The following is a 14340-nucleotide window of genomic DNA, read 5'->3' on the forward strand; positions in this document are numbered from 1 at the left end:
TTATTTTTATATCATAGATTTTTAATGGAAAGATAGATTTTATGGAATCATATATGGGGTAAGATATGATTGTGGACTATTAATAGCTAAGATAATAGGATTTATTTTCCAATAGGTATGCCACTACTTCATAAAAATTATTGTACCTTTTGGGCATCTTCCAGTTTTTTGGTTTCCAACGCAATCCGATATACTTCCAACAGATTTTTTGCCAATGTTTCAGCACCGGATTTTGCTACTGATTCCCTGGCGGCATGTTTTAACGCTTGCCGTTCTTCTGTTGGCATATCCCGGTATTTCAATAATAGCTGATGCATTTCCATTGCGTTATGGAAGATATATCCGTTGACGCCGTTTACTACTTGACCTTTGTTTAACTCATCTGCAATATGGAGCACAGGCAGCTCAGCAGCCATCCCTTCCAGCATGGAAATTGAGTTGGTATCGGATAGGGAAGTTGTGATGTATAGGTCACAGGCAGCATAATAAGGAGGAAGGTCATTGTGTTGAATCGCACCGGTAAAGGAAACCATATTATCGATTCCCAGTTCTTTTGCCTGTTGTTCCAGTTCTTCTTTTACTGGGCCTTCCCCAATAATAAGCAGCTTAAACTTTTCATCTGGCTTTACGGTTTCTGCCCAGTAATTTAACAGTACATCAACACTTTTTTCTTTCCCCAATCGTCCACAAAAACAAACCATAATTTCATCATCTTTTACACCATGGCGTTCACGAATCTGTTTTTTCTGTTCTTCTGTAGCTGCATCGGGGGTAAAAGCATCAATTTCAACAGGGTTTGGAATCACATGTACTGTACGGTCAGTAATACCAATACTCTTAAAATATTCGGATACTTTTTTGGAAGGCCCCGTAATGGCTGTAGCTCGGGCAACTAGGGATTTTTCATAAACATGGGTTGTTTTTTTGGCCAGCGGAATCAATGGTTTTGGTGCGATATAATACAAATAATCATCATACATGGTATGCAATGTATAAACCAATGGTACATTTAAAAATTTCGCACAGCTTGCTCCGGAATATCCTACGCCAAACTCATTGTGGATATGGATAATATCAGGATTAAATTCCTTAATATACTTATATCGTAGCGGGCTGATTGGGGAAGCCAAACCATAATCATAAAACTTTTTAAAACTTACACCAGGGCAGTTTAATACCCCATCCTTAATAAAATAACGGTTGGTATCTGGGTTTGCACATACCACCAAAACTTCATGCCCTAATTTTATCAGGCCTTCCCGTAATATTTTTACATGGGTTACAACCCCATTGATATACGGTACATAGGTTTCTGTAAACAAGGCTATTCTCATAGTTATCTCCTCTTTTTGCGGAATCTTATTTTTCGTTTAGCCAAAACGAAATCAACTATTGCATTCCATAAATCCTAAAATTCATTCATAATTTTTTGTTCTAGTTTATTATATCATAAATATTCCATTTGTAAATTTCATAAATCTTACAAAAACCTTAAAAATAACAGTTCAATTTATGTTTTTAAAGGAAGCCTATCCGAAAAAAACTTTTATTTTACGTAGATTTTAAGTTACCTTCGTAATTATTTTACAAATTGTAACCGTTACCATCCATTGTTTCTGTTGAAAACAGGATGGTTTTATAGTATAATAAATTTACAAATAGATTCATCACGGAAAAAGATAGGAGGGAATGGCATGTCTACAACTTTTACAGTTAAATTATCAAAATTGATTAAAGAATTTAATCTGGAACCAATTTGTTTGCATGGCAAAGCAGAAGAAATCGAAATTTCATCCACTGAGGTAAACCGTCCGGGACTTCATTTATCCGGCTTTTATAAAAATTTTGAGCCTACTAGAATCCAGATTATCGGAAATATGGAATACGCTTATTTGGAAGATTTGGATCCAGCACTGCGCCAGGAGCGTTTAAGTTTGATGTTTTCCAAAAAGATACCTGTGCTAATTGTAACCAGTAATCTAGAAATTTTCCCTGAGATGATTAAGGCGGCACAGGACACCGGTATCCCTCTTTTAAGGACTCACGAAAAAACATCAGCCTTTATGTCCGCGTTAATTTCTTTTTTGAGCGTGGAACTGGGGCCAAGGATTACCCGCCACGGAGTGTTAGTTGAGGTGTACGGCGAAGGTATGCTTATTCTAGGGGAAAGTGGCGTTGGTAAAAGCGAGACCGCTATGGAACTGATTAAACGTGGACACCGTTTGATTGCGGATGACGCAGTAGAAATCCGCAAAGTATCCAGCCGTACCCTGGTAGGGTCCTCTCCAGCAAATATCCGCCATTTTATGGAGTTACGTGGTATCGGCATTGTAAACGCCCGCCGGTTGTTTGGAATGGGTGCTATTAAAATTACAGAAAAAATTGACCTTGTCATTAAACTGGAACCTTGGGATTCCAATAAATTTTATGACCGCACGGGAATGGATGTGGAATATGCAGAGATTATGGATGTAAAAGTTCCACAGTACACGATTCCAGTAAAACCAGGCCGTAACTTGGCCGTTATTTTAGAAGTAGCCGCAATGAACAACCGTCAGAAAAAAATGGGGTACAACGCTGCTACTGAATTGATGGAAAAATTAGGACTAACGGATGACGAGGAACGGGAAAAAATAGAAAACTGGGATTTATACTAACAGAGTGGCACAACAGGTCCCCACTGCACAGCAGCGGGGATTTGGTAGCCTTATTATGGAATTGACAGAGAAAAGTGAATTAGAAATGGTTTGTATTTGTTAGGAGGCAGTTATGAAAATTATTGCAGATTTGCATACACATACCATTGCATCAGACCATGCATACAGTACGTTGTTAGAAAATATCCACTATTCCAAATTGGCAGGGCATCAGGCAATTGCGTTAACTGACCATGGTCCTGGTGTCCCAGATGCACCTGAATTGGTACACTTGTTGAATATGCAAGCAATACCGGAAGTAGTAGAAGGGGTACGGGTGTTGACAGGGGTCGAAGCCAATATTATGGGCTTTACCGGCAGTTTGGATGTACCAGAAACCTATTTAAAAAACCTTGATTGGACGATTGCGTCATTCCATGCGTCTGCTTGCTGGCCTGGTACAGAAGAACAGCATACAAAAGCGTATATTGCGGCGGCGAAAAACCCTTTGGTGGATATGATTGGACATAGTGGTCAGCTGGGGTTCCAATATGATTACGAAAAAGTAGTAAAATATTATAAAGAGTATGATAAAGTGGTGGAGATCAATGAAGCCTCTTTTGTGGTAAGAAAAGGCTGTGAAAAAAATTGTACCGAAATTGCGCGGCTTTGTAAAAAATATGAGGTAAAAGTTGCGGTAAACTCGGATTGCCATTTTGCCCCTTGTATTGGACATTACCCAAATAGCTTGGCAATGTTGGAAGAGATTGATTTTCCAGAAAACCTGGTGCTAAATGCGGATTATGACCGGTTGATGGAACATATTAAAAAGAGAAGAAACATAAAATAGTAATCAAAGCCTTTTTGGTTATAATACCTTCTGCACAGGGGGCAGTAAGCGGTGAAACATCATTTTTTCAATAGAATGCGGAGAGTGGATTGTGGATAAATATACAGTTTTAGAAGAACTATTTTCCCAGTATCAGATTCAATATCAAAGGGAAGTTCCATTAAAGGAGTATACAACATTTAAAATTGGTGGCAATGCTGCTATGATGGTAATTCCAGATAGCCGTGAAAAATTCCGCCGTACTATTTTTGAATGTGTACAAAATAATGTGAATTATTTTGTTTTAGGCAAAGGCTCAAATCTACTGGTATCTGACCATGGATACGATGGCGTTGTTATCTGTATGGGGGATCAGTTCCAGAAGATTGAGTTAATCGGGGAAGATAAAATCCTTTGCCAAGCTGGCGCAAGCCTGGCCTCGGTTTGTAAATTCGCTTTCGAACACAGTTTAACCGGGCTGGAATTTGCCTTTGGCATTCCCGGAAGCATTGGCGGAGCAGCTTATATGAACGCTGGCGCTTATGATGGGGAAATGAAGGATGTTATCTATCGTTGTGAGCATGTGACAACTCAGGGGGCTTTTGGCATTTACGACCAGGGGCAGCTGGATTTTTCGTACCGTCACAGTGCTTATACGGATTCGGGCTACTGTATTACCGATGTTTATTTGCAATTGCACAAAGGCGATCCGCAGGCAATTAAGGCTAGGATGATGGAACTGCTGGAACGGAGAAAGACCAAGCAGCCACTGGAATATCCCAGTGCTGGCAGCACTTTTAAACGTCCAGAAGGAGCTTATGCTTCCGCTTTGATTGAGGAGTGCGGCCTAAAAGGAAAAACAATTGGGGGCGCTCAGGTTAGTGAAAAACACAGCGGTTTTTTAATTAATACCGGAAACGCTAGCTGTCAGGATGTCAAAGACCTGATTGAATATGTACAGCAGGTGGTGTTTGAACGGACTGGGTTCCATCTGGATTGCGAAGTAAAATGGATTGGGGAATAAGGTATATGGAACTGATTATTGTAACAGGCTTATCTGGCTCAGGAAAATCCAGGGCGATTGATGCTTTGGAGGATATTGGATTTTTTTGTGTGGATAACGTTCCGCCCAAATTAATCTCCAAATTTGTGGAAATTGGCATCCAGTCCAAAGGCGATTTGGGCAGAATGGCTGTTGTAACCGATATCCGTGGGGGAAAAGAGCTGTTTAGCGGCCTTTTTAATGAGTTGAATTTGTTACAGGACCAAAATTTCCAATATAAACTGTTGTATTTGGATGCTTCCGATTCTGTTTTAATCCGCCGTTATAAAGAAACCAGAAGGAAACATCCTTTGATGGGAGAAAAATGTACCTCATTAGAAGCAGCGGTAAAACTGGAACGGGAAATCCTTTCTCCAGTACGGGAGCGGGCAGATTATATTATTGATACCTCTTTGCTCTCTAACGCCCAGTTAAAAGAGAGGATTTGCACCCTGTTTTTGGATAATTACGCCACTGGTATGATGATTAACTGTATGTCCTTTGGATTTAAGTATGGCGACCCAACTTATGCGGATTTGGTGTTTGATGTGCGCTGTTTGCCCAATCCGTTTTATATTGAGGAATTAAAACATAAAACAGGTCTGGATCAGGAAGTAAGGGATTATGTGATGAATTCCCCTAACTCTGCTGAACTGTTTGAAAAAATCAGGGATTTAATTGATTTTCTGCTCCCGTTGTACCTCAATGAAGGAAAAAGCCAGTTGACGATTGGGTTTGGCTGTACAGGGGGCAAACACCGTTCCGTCACATTTGCGGAACTGTTTTATAAGTATTTGAGTGAAAAAGGGAACCGTGTGAGTGTCAATCACAGGGATATTACGAAAAATTAGGGTGATGGGAACATGTCATTTTCAGTAGCTGTCAAGGATGAGCTTTGCGAAGTAATGCCGGCGGACCGGGAGTGCATGCTAGTAGAATTGACAGCCATGTTGTTATTTAGCCGTGCGTTTGAGCGTGGAAACTGCGTGATGCAAACCGAAAACCGAAAAATTGCGGACCGCTTTATTGATTTTTTGATTGACGAGTTTGAAACCATCCTAACGGTAATTACCGCGCCCAGCCTAAAGCGGAATGGAACCCATTTGTATACCCTTACAGTAGATAATCCCCAGGATTTGGATCGGATTAAGGAGCATTTTTTTCAGAACGGCATGCCGAAAATGGTAACGCCGGAGCAGTTGAAGGATGAGAATGCCCTGGCTTCTTTTGTGCGGGGGGCATATGTTTCCTGTGGTAGCATGAACGACCCTCACAAAGAATACCATCTGGAATTTGTGGTTCAAAACCATGATTTGGCGGCAAACCTTGCAAGTATCCTCTCCTCTGTTAATATTCCAATTAAATTGACCCAACGGAAAAATAACTTTATTTTATATTTAAAAGAAAGTGAGAATATTGAAGACCTGCTCACTTTAATGGGTGCTACCAATTCCACCTTGGAACTAATGAACATCAAAGTGATGAAAGATATGCGGAACAAGGTAAACCGGGTAACCAACTGTGAAACCGCTAATATCGGAAAAACCGTAGCGGCTTCCGCAAAACAGGTGGAGGATATCAAACTGATTATCCAGAAAAAAGGGATGGAATACCTTCCCGACAATTTGAAGGAAGTAGCACAGATCCGGCTGGAAAACCCAGAGCTTTCTTTAAATGAGCTAGTGCAGGCAATGGGAAACCAAATCAGTAAATCCGGTATTAATCATCGGTTAAAAAGAATTGGTGAAATCGCGGATAAATTGCGCTCGTAGGACAGGCATCTTGGGGGACGCCTGTCTTTTGTGTTATGTTCCACTAAAAAACATATGTTGGAACCGTATCAGGTGGAATAAAAGGGATTCAATCATCTTAAACAGATAAAAATAATTGGATAGATAATACCAGCTTCCTATCAGCGCGTGTTGTACTGGTATTTTATCGCCTATGGCTACAACAGTCGATAAAAAAGGGCTGTCCTTATGGGAATATGATTGTCCTTCCAGACAATTTCACCGTTTGCGATTTGACCCGATACATTGTTGTTTAGGAGTGCTTTCAATGAAAATAGAACATATAGCGGTTTATGTGAACCAGCTGGAAGAAATGAAGGATTTTTTTGTTTCGTTTTTTGGCGCTGTTCCAAACGAAGGTTACTACAATCCTAAAACAGGATTCCGGTCGTATTTCCTCTCGTTTTCAGATGGGGTACGGTTGGAAATCATGCACCGGCCTGATTTGTGCGATACACAAAAGCAACCATTCAGAACTGGTTATGCCCATATTGCTTTTTGCGTTGGCAGCAAACAAAAAGTGGACGAGCTGACCCAGCAACTTTCCCAGGCAGGATATCCAGTGGTTAGCGGTCCAAGGACCACTGGGGATGGATACTACGAAAGCTGTATCTTGGGGCCAGAAGAAAACCTGATTGAATTGACAATATAAATTTTGATAGGAGGAACCAATGGGATTTGTTCATCTTCATGTCCATACGGAATACAGCCTGTTAGACGGTGCGTGCCGAATTCAGGAAATTGCTTCCCATGTGAAAGAAATGGGGCAGGATGCCATTGCGATTACCGACCATGGCAATATGTTTGGAGCAATTGATTTTTATCGCGCCTGTAAAGCGGAAGGAATCAAACCAATTATTGGCTGCGAAGTGTATGTGGCACCAAGAACCCGCTTTGACAAAGTGCATAAAATTGATACCGGTCCAAGCCATCTGGTGCTTTTGTGCAAGAATATGGTGGGGTATCAAAACCTGGTAAAGCTGGTATCCGCCGGTTATGTGGAGGGGTTTTATAACCGCCCTAGGATTGACCATGGTTTGCTGCGGGAACATAGCGAGGGGCTCATCGCTTTGTCCGCCTGCCTTGCTGGAGAAATTCCAAGGGCTTTGCTGGCAAATGATTATGACCGTGCCAAACAGATTGCGTTGGATTATCAGGAAACCATGGGAAAAGGGAACTTTTATTTGGAAATCCAAAACCATGGAATTTCCGACCAACAGGCGATCCTTCCTAGAATGGTAAAACTATCCCAGGAAACAGGGATTGGTTTGGTCGCAACGAACGACGCCCATTATAGTAAAAAAGAGGACGCTAAAACCCAAAAGGTTTTACTGTGTATCCAAACAGGAAAAACATTACAGGAAGAACTGGCAATTGAATTTCCCACCGAAGAATTCTATCTCAAATCAGAACAGGAGATGAAGCAGCTATTTCAAAACTTTCCAGGAGCAATCGAAAACACAGAAAAAATTGCGGAAGAATGCAACTTGGAATTTGAATTTGGCAAAACAAAGCTGCCCCATTTTGAAACACCGAACGGAGAGGACAATAAGGAATATTTTCTTTCCCTCTGTGAGGAAGGTTTACACCGTTATTATGGGGAAAATCCGCCTGAAAAGATTATGCAGCGATATCAATATGAGATTGATGTCATCTCCAAAATGGGTTTCATTGATTATTATTTGATTGTATCTGACTTTGTTCGTTATGCTAAATCGCAGAAAATTCCAGTTGGCCCGGGACGTGGTTCGGGAGCGGGAAGCTTAATTGCATATTGTATTGGGATAACCGGAATTGACCCGATCCAGTATAACCTGCTGTTTGAGCGTTTTTTAAATCCAGAGAGAATCAGTATGCCGGATTTTGATATTGATTTTTGCTATGAACGCCGCCAGGAAGTAATTGATTATGTGATTCGTAAATATGGAGCGGACCATGTGGCACAGATTATTACCTTTGGTACTCTGGCAACCAGAGGTGCTATCCGTGATGTAGGACGTGTCATGGGGATGCCATATGATACGGTGGATAAAATCGCCAAGATGATTCCAAACCGTTTGGGGATTACGATTCAAGACTCCCTAGATGCTTCGGTAGAGCTGGCTCAAGCATACCAGCAGGACGCCCAGGTTCACGAACTGATTGATACAGCAAAAAAACTGGAGGGTATGCCCAGAAATACCTCTACCCATGCTGCTGGGGTGGTAATCAGCGACCGCCCGGTGGACGAATATGTGCCTCTAGCAAAAAATGATGAGGCAATTGTTACCCAGTATACAATGAATACCATAGCCGATTTGGGGCTTTTAAAAATGGACTTTTTAGGCTTGAGGAACCTGACTGTCATCCATGACGCAGAAAAAGCGATTCAGTTCCATACCCCTGAATTTTCTATTGATACCATACCGTTAGAGGATAAAAAGACATTCGCTATGCTATCGCAAGGGGAATCGGACGGGGTATTCCAATTTGAAAGCGATGGGATGAAACGGGTGCTGAGCCGTATGAAGCCCTCCTGTTTGGAGGATTTAATTGCGGTATTGTCTTTGTACCGCCCTGGGCCATCTCAGTTTATTGACCGGTTTATTGAAAACAGACTGCATCCCGAATCCATCACCTACCGCCATGAATCATTGCGGCATATCCTGGATGTCACCTATGGGGTTATTGTTTACCAGGAACAGGTCATGCAGATTTTCCGGGAGTTGGCAGGGTATTCGTTTGGGCGCGCTGACCTGGTACGCCGTGCGATTTCCAAAAAGAAAGCTAGCGTGATGGAACAGGAACGCCAAAATTTTATCCATGGAAAAATCAATGAGGACGGCAGCGTGGAATGTATTGGCGCTGTGGCGAACGGAATCCCAGAACCGGTTGCAGAGGCGATTTTTAACGATATGTCCAGCTTCGCCTCCTATGCCTTTAATAAATCCCATGCAGCGGCATACTCTTTGCTATCCTATCAAACCGCTTATCTAAAATGCCATTACCCTATGGAATATATGGCGGCTTTGCTGAACAGCGTTCTGTACAATACAGATAAAATTATTTTCTATATTGGGGAATGTAAAAAACAGCATATCCAAATGCTTCCGCCGGATATCAACCACAGTCGTGTCAAGTTTATCGTAGAGGATGGGAAAATCCGTTTTGGACTGCTGGCAGTAAAAAAACTGGGCAAAGGGGTCATCCAGAAAATCGTAGCGGAACGGGAGAAAAATGGACCATTCCAGGATTTATACCAGTTTATCAGCCGGATGCTGGAATACGATATGACCAAATCGGTGATATTGAGTTTAATCCAGTGCGGTGCGTTCGATTGTTTTCCCCAAAACCGGCGCCAAATGGTGGAATCCTATGAAGCGATTTTGGAAAACATCCAGTTTTCTAAACGTACCAATGTCACTGGACAGATTAACCTGTTCCAAGCAGTTGCGGCGGAGGAAGAGCAGCACACCTATCCGAATGTAGCGGAGTATTCCAACGAGGAATTGATGGAGATGGAAAAAATGACCACGGGGCTGTACCTTTCTTCCCATCCTTTAGACCCATATGAGGATATTTTACAAAAATGGAAGCTGGATCAAGTTTTGGAAATCCTAAAAGATGAGGAATCTTCCTATTACAAAGAAAAATCGGTGGTACAGATTGCGGGTACGATTACCAGCTTGAAAAAAATCCAGACAAAAGCAGGGGCGGCTATGGCTTTTGGTGTTGTAGAGGATCGTACTGGGCAGATAGAGGTAATTTTTTTCCCGAATATTTATGCCCAATCTGCACAATCTATCTCAGAGGGTGCGCCTGTATTGGTGAATGGTTCTATCTCAGAAAAAGATGGGGACAAAAAGGTGCTGTGTAATGACCTAGTCTGTTTGCAAAAGGAAAAGCCAAAAACTGTTTATTTAAAATTGGACTCCCGTACCGACAAGCGGATTTCTGCTATTAAACAGGAAATTGCCTCCCATCCTGGGTTGTGCCAGGTATCCTTTTATTTACAGGATGAGAACAAATATGTAAAGCTATCTTCTAAAAAAGGAATACGGTTGGATCAGGCGGAACAAAACCGTTTGGTTTACCTGCTTGGCAACGGAAATGTGGTAGTAAAATAGCAGCCTATTTATCAAAGAGTGTTATGGATTTCTTTTGATAGAATATAAAAAAATACCCCGGAACAAAAATGAAAATTGTGGAAATGCAAAAACATTGTTAAAAACATAACAAATTTGGGTATTTTTATTGACAACTGAATTTGATCGCTATACAATAAGAATAGAGCATTATTGATGCAACCATTGCTAGATAGAATGCGAGGAGGATACGGTTATGGAAATGAAAAAAATTGGCGTTTTAACCAGTGGTGGGGATGCCCCAGGGATGAATGCTGCAATCCGTGCGGTTGTGCGTTCCGCAATTTCCAGAGGAATGGAAGTAGTGGGAATCCAACGTGGTTATAACGGATTAATTAATGGTGAAATTATCCCTTTAAATGTAAGAAGTGTTTCTGATATTATCCAGTATGGCGGTACCAAATTGTATACTGCCCGTTGTCCGGAATTCCGCTTTGATGAAGGCTTGCGCAAAGCGAAAAAAACTTGTTTTGACAACAACATCAATGGGATTGTTGTTATCGGTGGGGATGGCTCTTTCCGTGGAGCGGCTGATCTGTCCGCAAGAGGGGTACCATGTGTAGGGATTCCTGGTACCATTGATAATGATATTCAGTGTACTGATTATACCATTGGCTATGATACTGCTATGAATACCGCTATGGAAATGGTGGATAAATTGAGGGATACTACCATGTCCCATGACCGTTGCAGCGTGGTGGAAGTAATGGGAAGACATGCCGGCTATATTGCCTTGAATACCGGGATTGCCTGTGGTGCCAGCTATATTATTGTTCCAGAATTAGAGCTGGATTTAAACGATTTGTTTGAAAAAATTCGTCGGGCAAGTTCTTCTGGTAAACATCATTTTATCGTTATGGTGGCAGAAGGGATTGGAAATGTAACCGAGCTGGCCAAAGAGATTGAATCCGCTACTGGGATCGAATCCAGAGCAACTATTTTAGGCCATGTACAGCGTGGCGGAAGCCCAACTGTACGGGATAGGGTTGCAGCTAGCCGTTTGGGTTACCATGCGGTAGAACTGTTATCCCAAGGGATTGGCAACCGTGTTGTCGGCCTGCAAAAAGATCAGATTGTGGATTTTGATATTCAGGAAGCCCTGAATATGAAAAAAGAATTTCCAATGGAACTTTACAACCTGGCGCACGAAATTTCTTTCTAAAAAAGCATCAAATAGAAACGGCTGGATGGAAATCCGGCCGTTTTTTAACAGTATGGTAATGACAGTTCTGTATAAATGTGCTAAAATATCTAATGATATAATGAAATGATAAACTGGGGCAGTAGGCTTTTCCGGTTTTTGTAAAGGAGGATTCTATCCATGTATCCATTAAAAAGGGAACAGATTGCGAATGGGGTTTATTTTAATTCGATTCTTGATAAACGTTTTAAAACAAACCGCATTTCTGTCAATCTGTTTTTACCATTAGATTCAACTACCGCTACTGAGCGGGCGATTATCCCGTTTTTGTTGCGAAAAGGGAACCAGAGTTGCCCGGATATGACACAGCTTAACCGCAAGTTAATGTCGTTATACGGGGCTTATTTGGAAGCTGATGTACGTAAAATAGGGGATAACCAGGTGTTAAACCTCTCGATTTCCTGTTTGGATGATACCTACGGGTTAGAAGGGGAAGCTCTTACCCAACAGGCTGCTACCATTTTATGTGAAAGTTTGCTAAAACCAAATCTGGAACAAGGGCTGTTCCGCCAGCAGGATTTGGCAATTGAAAAACAAAACCTGATTGACTTAATCAACAGCGAAATCAATGAAAAACGGATTTATGCCATCGGGCGTTTAACCGAATTGATGTGCAACACAGAACCTTATGGAAATAATAAATATGGTTCAGTAGAACAGGCGGAAACCCTGACAGCAGAGCAGGTTACCAATGCTTACCGCCAGGTGATTTCCACTGCGGATATTCAGATTATTTATGCAGGCTGTGGAAATGAACAGGTTGCGAAACAGGTATTCCAGCAAGCGTTTGCCAATGTACAGCGGGAGAATACTTATTCTATGAAGAATTCCGTTGTAAAACAGGTGGACAAGCTCCAAGAGGTGACTGAGCGTTTTCAGGTGGCACAGTCCAAAATGGTGTTGGGCTTCCGTACTGGTACGGAAGCAACCGACCAGCAGACCAATGCCATGCGGCTGATGTGTGCTATTTATGGTGGAACACCGTTTTCCAAACTGTTCCTGAATGTCCGTGAAAAAATGAGCCTGTGCTACTACTGTGCAGCCCGTATGGATAAAATCAAGGGGATTATGACGGTGGATTGCGGCATTGAAAACCAGAATATTGAAAAAGCAAAACAGGAAATCCTTCACCAGCTGGAATTGATGAAACAAGGGGACTTTACCCAGGAAGAAATTGACCACACCCGTTTGAGCCTGATGAATGCAGCAAAAACGGTGGGAGACAGCCTGGCAAACCTGGAAGTTTGGTATCTGATGCAGATTTGCTGTGGTACTGAATATACTCCACAAGATGAGATTGCTATGCTGGACCATTGTACCCGGGAAGACATTATTGCAGCAGCAAACCAGGTACAGCTGGATACCGTATACGTACTAACCAGTAAGGAGGATGACCATGAATAAACAGATGATTACCAATCAACGGATCAAAGAGCAATATATCAAAGTGGAACATCCAACTGGGTTGACCATCCTTCTTTATCCTATGAAAGGCTATAGCAGCGCCTACGCCTTGTTTGGCACCAAATATGGTTCCACCGACCGTTCGTTTAAAACCAACTTGGATGATGATTTTGTTACAGTTCCTGATGGTATCGCCCATTATTTAGAGCATAAATTATTTGAGAGTGAGGATGGAGTGGACGCCTTTAGTTTGTATGCTAAAACTGGCGCCAACGCTAACGCCTATACTTCTTTTGACAAAACAGCTTATTTGTTTTCCTGTACTGACAATTTCAAGGAATCACTGGAAATCCTGTTAAACTTTGTACAGTCCCCTTATTTCACTAAAGAAACAGTGGAGAAAGAGCAGGGAATTATCGGTCAGGAAATCCGCATGTATGACGATGATGCTGGCTGGAGGGTATTGTTTAACGCACTGGGCTGCATGTATCAAAATCATCCAGTAAAAGTGGATATTGCCGGTACTGTGGAGAGTATTTCCCACATTGACAAGGATTTGTTGTACCGTTGCTATAACACTTTTTACAACTTGAACAACATGGTGCTGGCGATTTCAGGTAACTTTGACCCGGATGAGGCGTTACAGATTATTAACGCTAATTTGAAAGAAAATGAAAAAATCACGATTGAACGGGGAAGCTATCAGGAACCAGCGGAAATTGTCCAAAACCGCAAGGAAATCTCGTTGGAAATTGCCCTGCCATTGTTCTGTATTGGCTATAAAATGCAGCCGGCCAGTGGGAAAGAACAGCTAAAAGCGGAAGTTGCCTCCGATTTGATCAACGAACTGCTGGTAGGGGAAGGCAGCGAACTGTACCGTCAATTTTATGATACCGGCTTAATCAGTGGCGGAGCCATTGGCAGTGAGGTAATGGACGGAAATGGATATTTCTGCAATCTGTTTGAAGGGGAATCCCGTGATCCAGACCAGGTTTATGCTTTTATTCAGCAAAAAGTATCCCAGCTACAAAAAGACGGCATCCCAAAAGAAGAATTTGAGCTGGCGAAAAAAATGTTGTATGGTCGTTGTATGCGCCAATTCAACAATGTGGAAGCAGTTGCCAGCAACCTGTTGGATTCCTATTTTTCCGGTGTGGATGTGTACGACCGGATTGAAACGGTGGCGAACATCCAATACCAGGATGTCGTGGACTTTTTAAAACAATATGACAATGAAAAATCTGTAATTTCCATTGTTTTTCCAGTGGGCAAAGAATCATAAAATAAACCATTGCGGGGACTCCCGCAATACAT

At 41.9% G+C, this 14340-nt stretch carries 11 protein-coding genes; 10 read left to right on the forward strand and 1 reads right to left on the reverse strand.

Translation table 11 applies throughout. The features are described 5' to 3' along the window. Positions 1–137: 137 nt before the first annotated feature. Positions 138–1334: a glycosyltransferase gene (locus BQ2683_RS07675; RefSeq protein WP_069988417.1), complete on the reverse strand. Its 1197-nt coding sequence runs from the start codon at positions 1332–1334 to the stop codon at positions 138–140. A 360-nt stretch (positions 1335–1694) separates the two neighbouring features. Here BQ2683_RS07675 and hprK point away from each other — a divergent pair, with 360 nt between their 5' ends. From hprK to yfmH, 10 genes are all read left to right on the forward strand, one after another. Next, positions 1695–2657 (forward strand): HPr(Ser) kinase/phosphatase, encoded by a 963-nt coding sequence (gene hprK, locus BQ2683_RS07680; protein ID WP_069988418.1) that lies wholly within the window; start codon positions 1695–1697, stop codon positions 2655–2657. A 112-nt stretch (positions 2658–2769) separates the two neighbouring features. After that, positions 2770–3486 carry a phosphatase gene (locus BQ2683_RS07685; protein ID WP_069988419.1) on the forward strand — a complete coding sequence of 239 codons (717 nt, stop codon included), beginning with the start codon at positions 2770–2772 and terminating at the stop codon, positions 3484–3486. A 91-nt stretch (positions 3487–3577) separates the two neighbouring features. After that, complete coding sequence (gene murB / locus BQ2683_RS07690; RefSeq protein ID WP_069988420.1) at positions 3578–4489, forward strand: UDP-N-acetylmuramate dehydrogenase; 912 nt, start codon at positions 3578–3580, stop codon at positions 4487–4489. Between the two features lie 5 nt (positions 4490–4494). After that, positions 4495–5358 carry an RNase adapter RapZ gene (gene rapZ / locus BQ2683_RS07695; protein ID WP_069988421.1) on the forward strand — a complete coding sequence of 288 codons (864 nt, stop codon included), beginning with the start codon at positions 4495–4497 and terminating at the stop codon, positions 5356–5358. 12 nt (positions 5359–5370) lie between these two features. After that, a complete protein-coding gene (whiA, locus tag BQ2683_RS07700) occupies positions 5371–6279 on the forward strand; it encodes a DNA-binding protein WhiA (protein WP_069988422.1) in 909 nt (302 codons plus the stop codon). A 286-nt stretch (positions 6280–6565) separates the two neighbouring features. Beyond that, positions 6566–6949, forward strand: coding sequence for a VOC family protein (locus tag BQ2683_RS07705; protein ID WP_069988423.1), 384 nt, complete (start codon positions 6566–6568; stop codon positions 6947–6949). Positions 6950–6968: 19 nt separating this feature from the next. Further along, entirely contained in the window at positions 6969–10403 is a 3435-nt protein-coding gene (locus BQ2683_RS07710) for a DNA polymerase III subunit alpha (protein WP_069988424.1), read from the forward strand. Between the two features lie 220 nt (positions 10404–10623). Further along, complete coding sequence (gene pfkA / locus BQ2683_RS07715; protein WP_069989485.1) at positions 10624–11583, forward strand: 6-phosphofructokinase; 960 nt, start codon at positions 10624–10626, stop codon at positions 11581–11583. A 159-nt stretch (positions 11584–11742) separates the two neighbouring features. Beyond that, positions 11743–13026, forward strand: a complete 1284-nt coding sequence (yfmF, locus tag BQ2683_RS07720) for an EF-P 5-aminopentanol modification-associated protein YfmF (protein WP_069988425.1) — start codon at positions 11743–11745, stop codon at positions 13024–13026. Next, entirely contained in the window at positions 13019–14308 is a 1290-nt protein-coding gene (gene yfmH / locus BQ2683_RS07725) for an EF-P 5-aminopentanol modification-associated protein YfmH (protein WP_069988426.1), read from the forward strand. Before yfmF ends, yfmH begins: the two co-directional genes overlap by 8 nt. Positions 14309–14340: the final 32 nt, after the last annotated feature.

The sequence above is a fragment of the Massilioclostridium coli genome, from assembly GCF_900095865.1.
Classification (GTDB): domain Bacteria; phylum Bacillota; class Clostridia; order Oscillospirales; family Ruminococcaceae; genus Massilioclostridium; species Massilioclostridium facile.

Bases quoted from the DNA above. Each gene is read 5' to 3' on its own strand.
- BQ2683_RS07685 (WP_069988419.1), top strand. From the start codon at position 2,770: ATGAAAATTATTGCAGATTTGCATACACATACCATTGCATCAGACCAT.
- hprK (WP_069988418.1), top strand. From the start codon at position 1,695: ATGTCTACAACTTTTACAGTTAAATTATCAAAATTGATTAAAGAATTT.
- pfkA (WP_069989485.1), top strand. From the start codon at position 10,624: ATGAAAAAAATTGGCGTTTTAACCAGTGGTGGGGATGCCCCAGGGATG.
- BQ2683_RS07675 (WP_069988417.1), bottom strand. From the start codon at position 1,334: ATGAGAATAGCCTTGTTTACAGAAACCTATGTACCGTATATCAATGGG.
- rapZ (WP_069988421.1), top strand. From the start codon at position 4,495: ATGGAACTGATTATTGTAACAGGCTTATCTGGCTCAGGAAAATCCAGG.
- whiA (WP_069988422.1), top strand. From the start codon at position 5,371: ATGTCATTTTCAGTAGCTGTCAAGGATGAGCTTTGCGAAGTAATGCCG.
- BQ2683_RS07705 (WP_069988423.1), top strand. From the start codon at position 6,566: ATGAAAATAGAACATATAGCGGTTTATGTGAACCAGCTGGAAGAAATG.
- yfmF (WP_069988425.1), top strand. From the start codon at position 11,743: ATGTATCCATTAAAAAGGGAACAGATTGCGAATGGGGTTTATTTTAAT.
- BQ2683_RS07710 (WP_069988424.1), top strand. From the start codon at position 6,969: ATGGGATTTGTTCATCTTCATGTCCATACGGAATACAGCCTGTTAGAC.
- yfmH (WP_069988426.1), top strand. From the start codon at position 13,019: ATGAATAAACAGATGATTACCAATCAACGGATCAAAGAGCAATATATC.